Origin of the sequence: Mesorhizobium sp. M0016, assembly GCF_040324035.1 — a bacterium.
Lineage (GTDB): Bacteria > Pseudomonadota > Alphaproteobacteria > Rhizobiales > Rhizobiaceae > Mesorhizobium.
In genome coordinates this window covers 172060-185696 of the sequence record NZ_JAMYVM010000006.1, presented here as the reverse complement: position 1 = coordinate 185696, position 13637 = coordinate 172060, and the positions used below count along the sequence as shown (strand labels likewise).

Here is a 13637-nt window from a genome sequence, read left to right as displayed (position 1 = left end):
AAGACGCCACAGCGGCAATCGCTGTTCGCTTGGCGGCGACGGATTGGAAAAATATGATTGACGACGTCTACAATGCGAAAATTCTGGGTTTTGCCGGAAACATCGCCCGCATAGGCCGGCTCGATCATCCGGATGCGAGCGCCAAGGCTCATTCCAAATTGTGCGGCTCGACGGTAACCGTCGACCTCAAGATGGACAATGGCGTCGTCACCGATTTCGCTCATGACGTGAAGGCCTGCGCCCTCGGCCAGGCTTCGTCCTCGATCATGGCTCAACATGTCATCGGCGCCAGCGCCGACGAATTGCGGGCGGTGCGCGACACCGTGCTGAAGATGCTCAAGGAAAACGGCGCGCCGCCGCAAGGCCGCTTTGCCGATCTGAGATATCTGGAGCCGGTGCGCGACTACAAGGCGCGCCATGCCTCGACCATGCTGACCTTCGATGCGGTCGTCGATGCCATCGGTCAGATCGAGAAGAAACGCGCAGAAGAAGCAGCGTGATGTTGGTACATGACGGCTCCTCCAACAGCCGGTGAATTGTCAAAATTGGGCGCTGAACACGTCGAGGAGCTTCTCACGTAACCGGGCTCATGCCTTGGTTTGCTGCGCCCGTCTGCTTTCGGCAAATTCGCTTCTCACCCAGTCGGCGAAGGCCTTGGCCGGCTCCGCCAGGTCCTTCAAACTCCTGGCGACCAGCCAGTAGGCGCCCGATGCGACATCAATGTCGAACGGCTTGATCAGCGCGCCGGATGCAATCTCCTCGCCGATCTGCAAGAGGTCGCCCAGCGCCACGCCGTGGCCGAGCAGGGCCGCCTGCTTCGACAGCGACACATCCGCCAGCATAGGGCCGCGCGCCGGAATGGTGTCGGCGGCGACGCCGGCTGCCTCGAACCAGCGCGCCCAGCCTTGACGATTCTCCTCGTGCAACAGCGTGTAGCGGGCAAGGTCGAGCGGCTTTTCGAGGGCAGGGCCCGATGCCAGCAAGGCGGGCGACAGGACCGGTGAATCGACGGTCGAGGCGAGCCATTCGGCCTCGCTGCGCGGCCACGAGGTGGCGCGCGCGCTGAAGCGCAAGGCGAGTTCAGGCTGATCGCTGCGGAACTCGATCGGCCTTGGGTCGACTTCGAGGGAAACGTCGATATCAGGCCGCAACTGGCTGAACCGGTTGAGCCGCGGCAACAGCCATACCGAGGCCAGCGACGGCTCGACACTGACGCGAACCACCGACTGTGCCGGGGCCGCCACCAGGTCCGAAACCAGCCTGTCGATGTCATCGAAACTCCTGACCAGCTGATCGAGCAGGCGCTGGCCGGCCTAGGTCAACTCGACGCGACGGTGATGACGGTGGAACAAGGGCTGGTGCAGGAACTGCTCGAGTTCGCGGATCTGCCGGCTGATGGCGGCCTGGGAGACGAACAGCTCCTCGGCGGCCCGGCTAAAGCTCAATTGCCGGCCGGCTGCCTCGAAACTTCGCAACGCCGTCAGGGGCAACCGTCCGCGCTTCATTTCGCATAACCCGAAGTTATCCGAACCGGAAATTATACTCGTTTGAAGGCGAAGGCCAGCGGGCGTCTAATCCGCCTCAAAGGAGATGCGGCCATGATCCAGTTACTGGAAATCTTTTGCGATGTGATGCGGATCGCGACGTTTCAGTGGCATGGCCACAGGCGGCATCATGTGCAGCGCACCGAGCAAAGGCCGGCCACCCGCTGGGCGGCTCCATCGGAGCGGCATCCCTTTCGCCGCTCGCGACCCTGAAGCCGACACAGAGGCGAGTGAGTGAAGAGGATTGCGTTTGCCGGCCGAAGCTCACATCTATCAGTTTGGAAACGCAAGCTGACCCGGAAGCCGGTTTCGGGGTCGCGTTCGGAAAGAGACTGCGGTGGGCGACCAGCATCGGCATGTGCATGCCGCCGGACGGATCCAGCGCGGGCGCAACTGGCCCGGTCCCTGGCGCAAAACACCCAGCCGCGTTTTCGGCACGTTGCTGGTGCGCCTCTATCAACTGACATTGTCCGGTTTTGTCGGCAATTCCTGCCGGCATCTGCCGACCTGTTCCGAATACGCGCATGAGGCGATCGCCCGCCATGGCCTGTGGGCCGGCAGCTGGATGGGGCTTTTTCGCGTGCTGCGCTGCGGGCCGTTCGGAACGCACGGCATCGACCGCGTGCCGGAGGTGCTCGCCCCGCGCTACGTCTGGTTCACGCCATGGCGTTATTGGCAGATCGGCAGGAAGCGCGGCGAGGCCTGACGGCGGGTGCGCTGGTCCCTGATCCAGGTCGCCAGCGCGGCATTTCTTTACAATCCGGTAAGGTTAACAACGACCTGCACAAAGACTGCGCATTTGAGTCAAAATCGGGCCAAGACACTTCGCTAAGCGCCTCCTGTCATTCCCAGGAGAGCCCACATGCGTCGGATCGAAACCCATCCCTTCATCATTGCCGCGGTCCTCTTCCTGCTGGCCTGGTTTCTGGGATTTCCGATGCGGGCGCAATCGGCGCCGCTTGGCGATTTCGCCTGCACGCTTATCCAGGACGCGGCGAGCGGCGAGACGCTCTATCAAAGCGGCGTCTGCGACCAACGCGTCAGCCCGGCGTCGACCTTCAAGGTGCCGCTGGCGCTGATCGGCTACGACAGCGGTGTCCTCAGCGACGCGCATACACCGAGCTGGGATTACAAGCCTGAGTTCAACGCCGTGAAGCGCGACCACAAGGCCGTCGACCCGACGATCTGGGAGCGCGACTCGATCGTATGGTATTCGCGCGAGATCGTGCGCCGGCTCGGCGCAAAAAGCTTTGCCCTCTACGTCTCGAAATTCGGCTACGGCAACATGGATGTCTCGGGCGATGCCGACAAGGACAACGGGCTCACGCAGTCCTGGATAAATTCCTCGCTTGAGATATCGCCGGTCGAACAGACAGCCTTCCTGCGCCGGCTGCTCGCCGGCAAGATGCCGGTTTCTGCCAAGGCACATGAGATGACCCGAGCCATCCTGCCGAGTTTCCAGGCCGACGGCTGGACGGTGCAGGGCAAGACCGGCAGCACCAGGCTGGGAAACAGCAAGGACAAGCGCGCGCTGGGCTGGTTCGTCGGCTGGGCCGAAAAGGGCGGCCGGCGGATCGTCTTCGCCCGGCTGGTCGTCGACCCCAAGCCGATCGACATGCCGAAAGGCCCGGCGACACGCGCGGCGTTACTGAGGGAGTTGCCGCAACTGGTGAAGTGAACTTGCTTTAGCTTCAAGTGCTCCGGCGGGCACGAAGGATGTGGCCGCCGGAATTCCTTGTCTCCGCCTTTGGCGTCCTGGAGAAGCGGGCGGCGATGTCGCTGCTTTCCAGATCTTCGATCTCATCGAAGCCGAGCTCGCGCAGCGATTGCGCCAGTGCCGCGGGCACGAAGAAGCTGATCCAGGGCTCTCCGGCAGCGGCGACGCGCGCCGCATGGAAAGAGAGGGCAGCCTGTCCAGCCGCATCGCGGTTCTCGGCCGGCTCGCTGTAGTCGAAGACGACCTCCGAACCGGGCATGCCGGCAATCCAGGACAGGGTGCTGAAGATTGCGTCCTGGCTCAGATACGGAACGACACCCAGCCAGATGAAGAAACTGGGCTCGGTCTGCCGCAAACCGGCCGATGCCAGTTCATCCGCGGGGCGCTGGCGCTCGAAGTTGACCGGCACGAACATGGTGGCCCGCGGTTCGGCAAGACCAGCATCGGCGATGCATTTCCGTTTCCAGGCCTGTGTCGCCGGGTGATCGACTTCGAACACCGCGACATCAGGGTACGGATTGCGCAGCGAGAAAGTGTCGAGGCCGGCGCCGAGCACCACCACTTGCCGAACGCCCCGGCACACCGCCGCTGCAAGCCAGTCCTCGGCGAGACGGGCACGCGCCGCCACGAATAGGCGCATGCGCTGGCTGCGCTCATCTTCCTGCTCGAGTTCCTGCGCCGTCGGTGCGGCATCGCCCAGTATCGCACTCGCATATGGGTCGCGAAACAGCGCCGCCTGTTGCGAGAACTGGTGGAGGGCTCGCATACGCGCGACGCCCAAGGCGGTTCGGCTGGGTTTTGCGTCTTCCATGCCGGGGATTCCAACCTCGTGTCGGGGAAATTCGCAAGCCTGTGCGACTGGCCTGCGACATCTGTCGCGCCATTTCCTGACAGCTGCGCCAACGACGGCTCTTTACCTGATGCCGCGTGGCCTCTAAAACCCGCCCGCTGCCGGATGCCTCCGGCTTCACACCACGACCACCCGCGCTCGTTTGCGGGACTGGATAGGAGATACCCGATGCTGAATTCCGTTTCCCTGACATTTCCCGATGGCTCCGTCCGCGACTATGACGCGGCGATGACCGGTGCGGGCCTCGCCGAATCGATCTCGAAGTCGCTGGCCAAGAAGGCTGTCGCCTATGCCATCGACGGCACCGTCCGCGATCTTTCCGACCCGCTTGGCAAGTCCGGCAAGGTCGAGATCATCACCCGCAGCGATCCGCGCGCGCTGGAGCTCATCCGTCATGATGCAGCACACGTGCTGGCGGAGGCCGTGCAGGAACTGTGGCCGGGAACGCAAGTGACCATCGGGCCGGTGATCGAGAACGGATTCTATTACGACTTCGCCCGCAACGAGCCGTTCACGCCTGACGATTTCCCGGTGATCGAAAAGAAGATGCGCGAGATCATTGCGCGCAACAAGCCGTTCACCAAGGAAGTCTGGTCGCGCGACAAGGCGAAAAAGGTCTTTGGCAACAAGGGCGAGCGCTACAAGCTGGAACTGATCGACGCCATTCCCGAAGACCAGGATCTCAAGATCTATTCCCAGGGTGACTGGTTCGATCTCTGCCGCGGCCCACACATGGCCTCGACCGGCCAGATCGGCAACGCGTTCAAGCTGATGAAGGTGGCCGGCGCCTATTGGCGAGGCGATTCGAACAACCCGATGCTGACCCGCATCTACGGCACGGCCTGGGCCGAGCAAGCTGAACTCGATGCCTACCAGACTATGCTGGAAGAGGCAGAGAAGCGCGACCACCGCAAACTCGGCCGCGAGATGGACCTGTTCCATTTCCAAGAAGAGGGGCCGGGCGTCGTCTTCTGGCACGCCAAGGGCTGGAAGATGTTCCAGAATCTGGTCAACTACATGCGCCGCCGCCTCGACGAGCAAGGCTACCAGGAGGTCAACGCACCGCAGGTTCTCGACAAGAGCCTGTGGGAGACGTCAGGCCACTGGGGCTGGTATCGCGATGCCATGTTCAAGGTGACGGTGGCCGGCGACGACACCGACGACGACCGCGTGTTCGCGCTGAAGCCGATGAATTGTCCGGGCCACGTGCAGATATTCAAGCATGGGTTGAAATCCTATCGCGATCTGCCCGTAAAGCTTGCGGAATTCGGCAATGTGCATCGTTACGAACCGTCCGGCGCCTTGCACGGGCTGATGCGCGTGCGCGGCTTCACGCAGGACGATGCGCACATCTTCTGCACCGAGGAGCAGCTGGCCGCGGAGTGCCTGCGCATCAACGATCTGATCCTGTCGACCTACGCCGATTTCGGCTTCGACGATGTCAGCGTGAAGCTGTCGACGCGGCCGGATAAGCGCGTCGGCACCGACGAGGCCTGGGATCATGCCGAGGCGATCATGGGCAACGTGCTGGATACAATCAGGACGCGCTCGGGAAACCGCATCAAGACCTCGATCAATCCGGGCGAGGGCGCTTTCTATGGGCCGAAATTCGAATATGTGCTGAAGGACGCCATCGGCCGCGAATGGCAGTGCGGCACCACGCAGGTCGACTTCAATCTGCCGGAACGCTTTGGCGCCTTCTACATAGGTTCGGATTCGGAAAAGAAGCAGCCGGTGATGGTGCATCGCGCCATCTGCGGTTCGATGGAACGCTTTCTCGGCATCCTGATCGAGCATTATTCCGGCCATTTCCCGCTGTGGTTCGCGCCGCTGCAGGTGGTTGTGGCCACGATCACCTCGGATGCTGACGATTATGCGCGAAAGGTTGTCGCACAGATGAAGGCGGCAGGACTTTTGGCCGAACCGGATCTGCGCAACGAGAAGATCAACTACAAAGTGCGTGAGCATTCGCTGGCCAAGGTTCCTGTGATCCTCGTCTGCGGCAAGCGCGAGGCGGAGGAGGAGACGGTCAACATCCGCCGGCTCGGCTCGCGCGATCAGGAATCGCTCAAGCTGGCGGAGGCGCTGAAGCTGCTTTCTGACGAGGCTGTTTCGCCCGACCGCAGGCGAAGCGCGGCCTGAGCAAACAATGTTTCGGAGAAATGGCGGTGGAGCGATCCACCGCCATTTTCACATGCCTGTCACGCGAACCTTGTAACGAGCCCCCATGCTCAAGCTGAAGATACGGGAAAGACCGTTTCCCGAACTCTCCTATGCCAATGCGAGCCAACCGGCGCTGACGCGCTGGTTCATCCATTCCATTGAAGGCCTCTCGGGGCGCGACCGGTATGCCGCGCTCTACGATTTCTGGCGCCGCCAGGTGGCGCCGACGGGCGAGCGGGTGTTCAGCCGCATGCTGGAGCTGATCGACGTCAAGGTGCGCAGCACCGATCGGTGGCCGCCGGCGGGGCTGCCGGACACGCCGCTGGTGATCGTCGCCAACCACCCGTTCGGCATTGGCGACGGCATTGCCGTGCTGTCGCTGGTCGAGCAGCTCGGGCGTCCGTTCCGCGTCATGATCCACAAGGATCTGCTGAAGGTCCGCGAAATGGAACCGTACTCGCTGCCGATCGACTTTTCCGAGACCAAGGACGCGGTGAAGAACAACATGGCGGTGCGCCACGAGGCAGTGCGGCTGTTGAAAGAGGGCGTCACCATCGTGGTATTTCCGGCCGGCGGCGTCGCCACCGCGCCGAGAGGCTTTGGCCGGGCGCGAGACCTGCCGTGGAAGATGTTTCCGGCGCGCCTCGTGCAGGACGCCAAGGCGTCGGTGGTGCCGATGCATTTTTCCGGGCAGAACGGCCGGCTGTTCCATCTGGTCAGCGGCCCGATGAACATGGGGGAGCGCGAAGGAAGGCTGGCGAAATTAGTCGGCAAGGCGTCGCTGACGTTGCGCCTTTCAATGCTCATCCGCGAATTCGCGCGGCTGTCCGGCAAAGCGATCGACGTTCGCGTCGGCAACGTACTGCGCTGGGATGAGCTGGAGCCGCTGCGCGACCGCAAGACCTTGCTTGATCGCCTTCATCGCGGCGTCTTCGATCTGGCGCCCGACGCACCGCGCAGCCGCGTCCACTTCCTGCCGCGCCGTATGCGCAAGGCAGCCTGACGAAACGGGTACCACTTCAATAGAGCGGCAAACGCGCCGGTTAGTCGGCGCCTTCCTCGGGATCGATCGCCGAGGCTTCGGTGGCCAGAACCTCGATCTCCTGGTTCTGGCCGGCGACGACGGTGAAATCCTTCTGGTAGATGCGGTCGCGGTTCTTGGCGATGATGGTGTACTGACCTTCGGCCAGCACCATCGAGGCGAAGGCGCCGACGGCTTCCTTGATCGGGTCGCCGGATTCGTTGAGTAGCGACCAGGATGTATCGGCGATCGCTTCGCCGCCGGTCTCGCGCACCAGCTTCATGGTCTCCTCCGCCGCGCGATGCTCGACGGTGGCTTCGGTCAGCTTGCCGGCTTCGACACGGATGTCAGAGCGAATAACGGCATTGACCGCGCCATAGGTGGAGACGACATGATAAACGCCGGCGTTGAGCCGCACGACGCTGTTCGGCTCGACATCGGGGATGATCAGAGCGCGGTCGCCATTGGCCTCGGCGGTGCCCTCATAGATGGAAAAGCGCAGCTTTTTCGGCGGAATGCGCACGCCGCCCGACAGCACCGCGTCGAGCTTGAGGCCGCCGGCATCGAGCACCAGGCTTTCACGCTTGGCGTCCTTGCCGACGGTGATGCGCTTGGTGGCGCCGGCGCGTCCGTATGAGGCGTGGACCAGATAGCTGCCGGGTTCGAGCTGGAACACGGCGCTGCCGCCATGCGCGGAAGCCACCATCGGCAGCTTGCCGTCGCTCGCGGCCTCGGGCTTGAAGACGCGCCAGACGATGCCGCGCGTGATGTCGGCGCCCTTGTCGGTCAACTGCGCCGACAGCGTTATGGCACCGCCGCCACCGAGTGCCAGCGGCGTCTCGCCCTTGGGCGGTGCATAGCTCGAAATATCGGGGAGTTTCAGATTGCCGATGCCGTCGGCATTCTGCGCCATGGCCATCGAGGCCGGCGCAAACAGCGCTACGGCGAGCCAAATCAGGAAAAGGCGCGATGTCCCCTCAAACATGCCTTGCGTTGAAGCCCAAGGCGGTGGCAATTTCAAGGCTTAAGAGTCCGACCGCCTTGGCAACAGGTTCTTTCGTCCGGCGCGCCCGCGCCAATGCCCGAGCCGCCCCGATCCGCAATGGCGCGCTTCAGCTCAAAATCGAGTGCTTTAGGAGACCTGGCCCCCATGGCGTCGCCGATCATCGACTTCCTGCTGACCCGAAACTCCGCACCTATTCCTGAATTGAAGGAACCGGCGCCCAGCGATGCCGATATCGCGACCATGATCGCGGCTGCAAGCCGTGTGCCCGATCACGGCCGACTGGAGCCGTGGCGCTTCATCCTTTATCGCGGCGAGGCGCGATTCGAGATCGGCAGGAAGCTGGCGGCGCTCGCCGAACAGCGCGAAGGGCCGCTGCCGGAAAACCGCCGCAACCAGGAGCTTGCGCGGTTTTCCCGCGCGCCGCTGGTGATCGGCGTGGTGTCGGTTCCGAAGGACAATCCAAAAATCCCGCAATGGGAAATGTTCCTGTCCGGCGGCATGGCGGCGCTGAACCTGATGATCGCGGCCAACGCGCTGGGCTATGGCACCAACATGATCAGCAACTGGTATTCCGACGTCGCGGAGGGCAGGGCGATCCTGGGGCTGGCGCCGCAGGAGCGCGTCGTCGGCTTCATCCATGTCGGCTCCTACCAGGGCCCGGCGCCGGAACGGCCGCGGCCCGATCCGGCAAAGCTCTATGCCGATTATACTGGGCCGTGGAACGGCTGACACCCGAAAGCGATTCCCCTTTATTTAAACACAGGCTAAGACGGCGGCTTGGCGATGCGTGGGGTTGGCGTATCGATCATAGGATATTGGGGGTCGCCGGCGACATGAAGAAACGAGACTCGCTGGGAACCCGGCTGCGCTACGGGTTTGACAAGAGCATGGCCGCCGGCCCTATCGCGCTGATCGGCTGGCTCGCCGTCGCTTCCCTGCTGATCATCATCGCCGCCGCGGCTTTCCTTGCGGTGACCCGCATCGCGCCGGAGGGCGGCGAACCGCTGAACTTCTTCGAAGCGTTCTGGGAATCGCTGATGCGCACGCTCGATTCGGGCACGATGGGCGGCGACACCGGCTGGGCCTTCCGTCTCGTCATGTTGTTTGTCACGCTTGCCGGCATCTTCGTCGTGTCGGCCCTCATCGGCGTGCTCAGCGCCGGCGTCGACAGCAAGCTCGATGAATTGCGCAAGGGTCGTTCTCGGGTGCTTGAGAGCGACCACACCATCATCCTCAACTGGTCGCCGTCGATCTTCGACGTCATCTCCGAACTCGTCATTGCCAATGCCAGCCGCCGCCATCCGCGCATTGTCGTCATGGCCAATATGGACAAGGTGGCGATGGAGGACGAGATCGCGGCCAAGGTCGACAAACTGGGCAATACGCGCATCATCTGCCGCAGCGGCGACCCGACCGACCTCTACGACCTAGCCATCGTCAACCCGCAGAGCTCGCGCTCGATCATCGTGCTGTCGCCGGAGGGCGACGACCCGGATTCGCAGGTCATCAAGACAGTGCTCGCGCTGGCCAACGACCCGAACCGGCGCACGGCGGCCTACAACATCGCCGCCGAGATCCGCGACGGCAAGAACGCCGAGGTCGCCCGCGTCGTTGGCGGGGCCGAGGTGCAGCTTGTGCTGGCCGACCAGCTGATCTCGCGCATCGTCGTGCATTCGAGCCGGCAGTCGGGTCTCAGCGGCGTCTATTCGGAACTGCTCGATTTCGACGGCTGCGAAATCTACACGACCGAGCAGCCTGATCTCACCGGCAAGACCTTCGGTGAGGCGGTGATGGCGTATGAGCATTGCACGCTGATCGGGCTCTGCGACCAAACCGGGCGCGTCAATCTCAACCCGCCGTCGGATCTGGTGATCGGCAAGGACATGCGCGCCATCATCATTGCCGAGGACGATGCCGCTATCAAGCTGGGAGGCGCGGGGGCCAAGATCGATACCGCGGCAATCCTTCGCCATCAGCTTGTCGACGCGAAGCCGGAGCGCACGCTGATCCTTGGCTGGAACCGGCGCGGTCCGATCATCACCTATGAACTGTCGCGCTACGTCGCGCCGGGTTCGATCCTGACCATCGCCGCCGATACGCCAGGCCTCGAGCAGGAAGTTGCCGGCCTGCCGGTCGTCGGCGACAATCTGTCGGTTTCCTGCCGCATCACCGACACGTCGAGCAGCACAGCACTGGCAAGCCTGGACGTGCCTTCCTACGACCACGTGCTCGTCCTTGGCTACAGCGAGACCATGGCAGCGCAGCCCGCCGATACGCGCACGCTGGTGACGCTGCTGCATCTGCGCAAAATCGCAGACGATGCCGGCACGCACATCTCGATCGTCAGCGAGATGATCGACGTGCGCAACCGCGAGCTGGCGGCGGTGACTAAGGCCGATGATTTCGTCGTCAGCAACCGGCTGGTCAGCCTGATGCTGGCGCAGGCATCGGAGAACCAGCATCTCGCCGCGATCTTCGATGATCTGCTCGACGAGGAGGGCTCCGAAATCTACATGCGTCCGGTCGGCGACTATGTCGCCATCGACCATCCGGTGACGTTCTGGACGATCGCGGAATCGGCGCGTCTGCGCGGCGAGATCGCCATCGGGCATAGGCGCGTTCGCGCTGCGCAGAATGATGAGCGGGCTCTGGGCGGCGTCACCGTCAACCCGTTGAAGTCGCAAGCGCTGGCCTACCTGCCGGAGGACCGGGTCATCGTGCTGGCGCGGGACTAAACCCCGGCTGCCTTGGCGCGAGCCAGAAGCCGTTCGGCGAGCCTGAGATGCGGCCGGTCATACATCTTGCCGTCAATGCCGACCACGCCGGGATTTCCGGCCGCCTCGAAGGCCGCGACGATGGCCTGCGAGCGTTGCACTGCCTCCGCCGATGGCGTGAAGGCGGCGTTGATGACCGGCACTTGCGCCGGATGGATTGCCATCTTGCCGGTAAAGCCGTCACGCTCGGCCTCCGTGCATTCGGCTTCGAAGGCGGCCATGTCGCGAAAGGCAGGGAAGACCGTATCGATCGCCGCGACTTCGGCTGCGCCGGCGGCGAGGATGGTCATGGTGCGGGCAAGGCGGAAGACATCGGTGTATCGACCGTTGTCGTCGCGCGCAGCCCGCGCACCGATCGCCGCGGACAGATCTTCGGCACCCCAGGTGAGGCCGGCAAGCCGGGCGCTTGCCCCGGCATAGGTCCCGGCGGCCAGCAACCCAGCAGCGGTCTCGGTAATGATCGGCAGGATCTTGATCGCGCCATCCGGCAATCCGTTTTCGGCCTCATGTACGCGGAGCTTTACGGATAGCTGCTGGACATCCTGGCCGCTGTTCGACTTCGGCAGCATGATGCCGTCGGGTTTGACCGGAACCAGGGCGGCCAGATCGTCATCGGTCAACCCGGTCGAGAGATCGTTGACGCGGATATAGATGGCGGAGCTTGTCTGCTGCCGGTTGCCGCCGATAAAGCGTGCCGCGATGTCGCGTGCCGACGCCTTGTTTTGTGGCGCCACGGAATCCTCAAGGTCGACGATGACCACGTCGGCGCCGGCGCCAAAGCCTTTGTCCAGCTTCTTTTCGGAATCGCCGGGCACAAACAGCAGCGAGCGCATCAGGCCGCCTTTTTCATCATCATCGCCTGGCGCGTGCATTTGGCGACGAGCACATCGTTCTGATTGTAGGCGCGATGCTCGAACTCGACGATGCCGCGGTCCGGCTTGGATTTCGATTCCCTGACCGAGATCACAGTCGTTTCGACACGGATGGTGTCGCCATGGAAGACCGGGTGCGGAAACACTGTCTCCCTCATGCCGAGATTGGCAATTGTGGTGCCGACGGTGATGTCATTGACGGAAATGCCGATCATCAGGCCGAGCGTGAACAGCGAATTGACCAGCGGTCTGCCCCATTCGCTCTTGGCGGCGAAGTCGAAGTCGATGTGCAGCGGCTGCGGGTTCAGCGTCATCACCGAGAACAGCATGTTATCGCTTTCGGTGACGGTCTTGCGCAGCGTGTGCCGAAAGACATGTCCGACGACGAACTCTTCGAGATAAAGCCCGGGCATCGTTTTTCTCCTCCGCTGCCTGACGGTTGATAGGCGCTGCCCATGCCACCCGCAAGCCAGTTAATAAACATGGTGAACCGTTCGTAAACCATTTCTGCCTAGGGTCATTCCTGGGGCCGGAAGTTTTCCGGCAAGGGGCGTAGCAGGCAGTATGGTTGTCTCGCATTTTCTCAAATGGATCTACACCGCGAGAGTTTCGGAGCGCGCCGCGGCGGCAAGCGCGCTGGCCCGCGCCTACGTCAATTCCGACCTGCCTTTCGAAGACCGTTGCGCGGCCGAAGCGGCGCTGACGCTGCTGCTCGACGACGCCTCGTCGAAGGTGCGGCTGGCTATGGCCGAAGCGCTGTCGATGAGCCATCACGCGCCGCTGCAGATCATCAGCGCGCTTGCCTCCGATCAGCCGGAAGTGGCAGCCCTGGTGCTGGCGCGCTCCCCGCTGCTGACGGACGCCGACCTGATCGACCGCGTCGCGGCCGGGCACAAGGCGACGCAAAAACTGATCGCCGACCGGCCGGTCGTTTCGATGGCGGTTGCCGCGGCGATCGCCGAGATCGGCGAACCGGAAGCGTGTGCGGCGCTGCTCGCCAATGACGGCGCCGATATCGCGTCGCTCAGCTTCCGCCGCATGGCCGAGCGGCATGGCCATATCGCTCATTTGCGCGAGGCAATGGTCACGGATGTGCGGCTGCCGGCCGACTGCCGGCACATGCTACTGGTCAAGCTCGGCGAAACGCTGAAGGCTTCGCCGCTGGTGATGGCGCTGATGGGGGCGGCCAGAGCCGAGCGCGTCACGCGCGATGCTTGCGTCAAGGCTTCGGTGCGGCTGGTCGAAGGCACGCGCGCGGAGGAACATGCGGCACTCATCGAACATCTGCGCCTGCGCGGCGACCTGACCGCAAGTTTCATCATCCGCACCATTGCCCACGGCAAGGTCGACTTTTTCGGCTCGGCCCTGGTCGCGCTCAGCCAGCAGTCGGAGCAGCGGGTGCGGGCCTTGCTCGCCGGCGGCCAGGACCTTGCGTTGCAGGCGCTGTTCCGCAGCGCCGGCCTTGCCGCTTCCACCCATGCCATCATCCTGCGCGCGCTCAAGATCTGGCGCGAAGTCGCCAACGGCAAGCGCCTCGCCGGCGTGCAGGAAGTCAGCTGGCTGATGCTGAAGGACCTCGGCGGTCCGGCCACCGAGGGCGATCTCGCCGGCCTGGTCAAGTCGATCCACCTCGACGCGCTGCGGGAAAACGCGCGCGGGCATGCGCTGGCGATAGCCGCGGCCTGACGCC

The 13637-nt window shown here is 63.5% G+C and carries 12 protein-coding genes and 1 pseudogene; 8 read left to right on the top strand and 5 right to left on the bottom strand.

Annotated features, from left to right (window positions below; all coding sequences use genetic code 11):
• Window positions 1–53 precede the first annotated feature (53 nt).
• On the top strand, window positions 54–500 hold the full coding sequence (locus tag NKJ88_RS11685) for an iron-sulfur cluster assembly scaffold protein (RefSeq protein WP_023710657.1): 447 nt from the start codon (window positions 54–56) through the stop codon (window positions 498–500).
• An 87-nt stretch (window positions 501–587) separates the two neighbouring features.
• On the opposite strand, the pseudogene NKJ88_RS11680 reads toward NKJ88_RS11685, so the two are convergent.
• Window positions 588–1505 (bottom strand): annotated as a pseudogene (locus NKJ88_RS11680) (LysR substrate-binding domain-containing protein).
• A 376-nt stretch (window positions 1506–1881) separates the two neighbouring features.
• Here NKJ88_RS11680 and yidD point away from each other — a divergent pair.
• Together yidD and blaOXA are read left to right on the top strand one after the other, a co-directional pair.
• Window positions 1882–2250, top strand: coding sequence for a membrane protein insertion efficiency factor YidD (gene yidD / locus NKJ88_RS11675; protein ID WP_352444094.1), 369 nt, complete (start codon window positions 1882–1884; stop codon window positions 2248–2250).
• A 156-nt stretch (window positions 2251–2406) separates the two neighbouring features.
• A complete protein-coding gene (gene blaOXA / locus NKJ88_RS11670) occupies window positions 2407–3222 on the top strand; it encodes a class D beta-lactamase (RefSeq protein ID WP_352444093.1) in 816 nt (271 codons plus the stop codon).
• A gap of 13 nt (window positions 3223–3235) precedes the next feature.
• On the opposite strand, the gene NKJ88_RS11665 is transcribed toward blaOXA, so the two are convergent.
• On the bottom strand, window positions 3236–4072 hold the full coding sequence (locus NKJ88_RS11665; protein WP_352444092.1) for an SAM-dependent methyltransferase: 837 nt from the start codon (window positions 4070–4072) through the stop codon (window positions 3236–3238).
• Window positions 4073–4279: 207 nt separating this feature from the next.
• On the opposite strand from NKJ88_RS11665, the gene thrS reads away from it, so the two are divergent.
• Window positions 4280–6253: a threonine--tRNA ligase gene (thrS, locus tag NKJ88_RS11660; RefSeq protein WP_352444091.1), complete on the top strand. Its 1974-nt coding sequence runs from the start codon at window positions 4280–4282 to the stop codon at window positions 6251–6253.
• An 85-nt stretch (window positions 6254–6338) separates the two neighbouring features.
• Window positions 6339–7277: a lysophospholipid acyltransferase family protein gene (locus tag NKJ88_RS11655; protein WP_352444090.1), complete on the top strand. Its 939-nt coding sequence runs from the start codon at window positions 6339–6341 to the stop codon at window positions 7275–7277.
• A 40-nt stretch (window positions 7278–7317) separates the two neighbouring features.
• Here NKJ88_RS11655 and NKJ88_RS11650 read toward each other — a convergent pair whose 3' ends face one another.
• Entirely contained in the window at window positions 7318–8280 is a 963-nt protein-coding gene (locus NKJ88_RS11650) for an RgsD C-terminal domain-containing protein (RefSeq protein WP_352444089.1), read from the bottom strand.
• 165 nt (window positions 8281–8445) lie between these two features.
• Here NKJ88_RS11650 and NKJ88_RS11645 point away from each other — a divergent pair, with 165 nt between their 5' ends.
• Both NKJ88_RS11645 and NKJ88_RS11640 read left to right on the top strand, forming a co-directional pair.
• Window positions 8446–9030: a nitroreductase family protein gene (locus tag NKJ88_RS11645; RefSeq protein ID WP_023667611.1), complete on the top strand. Its 585-nt coding sequence runs from the start codon at window positions 8446–8448 to the stop codon at window positions 9028–9030.
• 104 nt (window positions 9031–9134) lie between these two features.
• Window positions 9135–11036, top strand: a complete 1902-nt coding sequence (locus NKJ88_RS11640) for a CASTOR/POLLUX-related putative ion channel (RefSeq protein ID WP_023825664.1) — start codon at window positions 9135–9137, stop codon at window positions 11034–11036.
• Here the strand turns inward: NKJ88_RS11640 and NKJ88_RS11635 are convergent.
• Together NKJ88_RS11635 and NKJ88_RS11630 are read right to left on the bottom strand one after the other, a co-directional pair.
• On the bottom strand, window positions 11033–11908 hold the full coding sequence (locus NKJ88_RS11635) for an HpcH/HpaI aldolase/citrate lyase family protein (protein ID WP_352444088.1): 876 nt from the start codon (window positions 11906–11908) through the stop codon (window positions 11033–11035). The genes NKJ88_RS11640 and NKJ88_RS11635 overlap by 4 nt on opposite strands.
• On the bottom strand, window positions 11908–12420 hold the full coding sequence (locus tag NKJ88_RS11630) for a MaoC family dehydratase (RefSeq protein WP_460221791.1): 513 nt from the start codon (window positions 12418–12420) through the stop codon (window positions 11908–11910). The genes NKJ88_RS11635 and NKJ88_RS11630 overlap by 1 nt, the downstream gene beginning before the upstream one ends.
• 91 nt (window positions 12421–12511) lie before the next feature.
• Between NKJ88_RS11630 and NKJ88_RS11625 the strand changes: the two genes are divergently transcribed.
• Entirely contained in the window at window positions 12512–13633 is a 1122-nt protein-coding gene (locus NKJ88_RS11625) for a DUF2336 domain-containing protein (protein ID WP_352444087.1), read from the top strand.
• Window positions 13634–13637: the final 4 nt, after the last annotated feature.

What these genes read in the sequence shown, in the direction of transcription:
- NKJ88_RS11640 (WP_023825664.1), top strand. Translation starts at nt 9,135, where the DNA reads ATGAAGAAACGAGACTCGCTGGGAACCCGGCTGCGCTACGGGTTTGAC.
- blaOXA (WP_352444093.1), top strand. Translation starts at nt 2,407, where the DNA reads ATGCGTCGGATCGAAACCCATCCCTTCATCATTGCCGCGGTCCTCTTC.
- thrS (WP_352444091.1), top strand. Translation starts at nt 4,280, where the DNA reads ATGCTGAATTCCGTTTCCCTGACATTTCCCGATGGCTCCGTCCGCGAC.
- NKJ88_RS11635 (WP_352444088.1), bottom strand. Translation starts at nt 11,908, where the DNA reads ATGCGCTCGCTGCTGTTTGTGCCCGGCGATTCCGAAAAGAAGCTGGAC.
- NKJ88_RS11665 (WP_352444092.1), bottom strand. Translation starts at nt 4,072, where the DNA reads ATGGAAGACGCAAAACCCAGCCGAACCGCCTTGGGCGTCGCGCGTATG.
- NKJ88_RS11625 (WP_352444087.1), top strand. Translation starts at nt 12,512, where the DNA reads ATGGTTGTCTCGCATTTTCTCAAATGGATCTACACCGCGAGAGTTTCG.
- NKJ88_RS11650 (WP_352444089.1), bottom strand. Translation starts at nt 8,280, where the DNA reads ATGTTTGAGGGGACATCGCGCCTTTTCCTGATTTGGCTCGCCGTAGCG.
- NKJ88_RS11655 (WP_352444090.1), top strand. Translation starts at nt 6,339, where the DNA reads ATGCTCAAGCTGAAGATACGGGAAAGACCGTTTCCCGAACTCTCCTAT.
- NKJ88_RS11685 (WP_023710657.1), top strand. Translation starts at nt 54, where the DNA reads ATGATTGACGACGTCTACAATGCGAAAATTCTGGGTTTTGCCGGAAAC.
- NKJ88_RS11645 (WP_023667611.1), top strand. Translation starts at nt 8,446, where the DNA reads ATGGCGTCGCCGATCATCGACTTCCTGCTGACCCGAAACTCCGCACCT.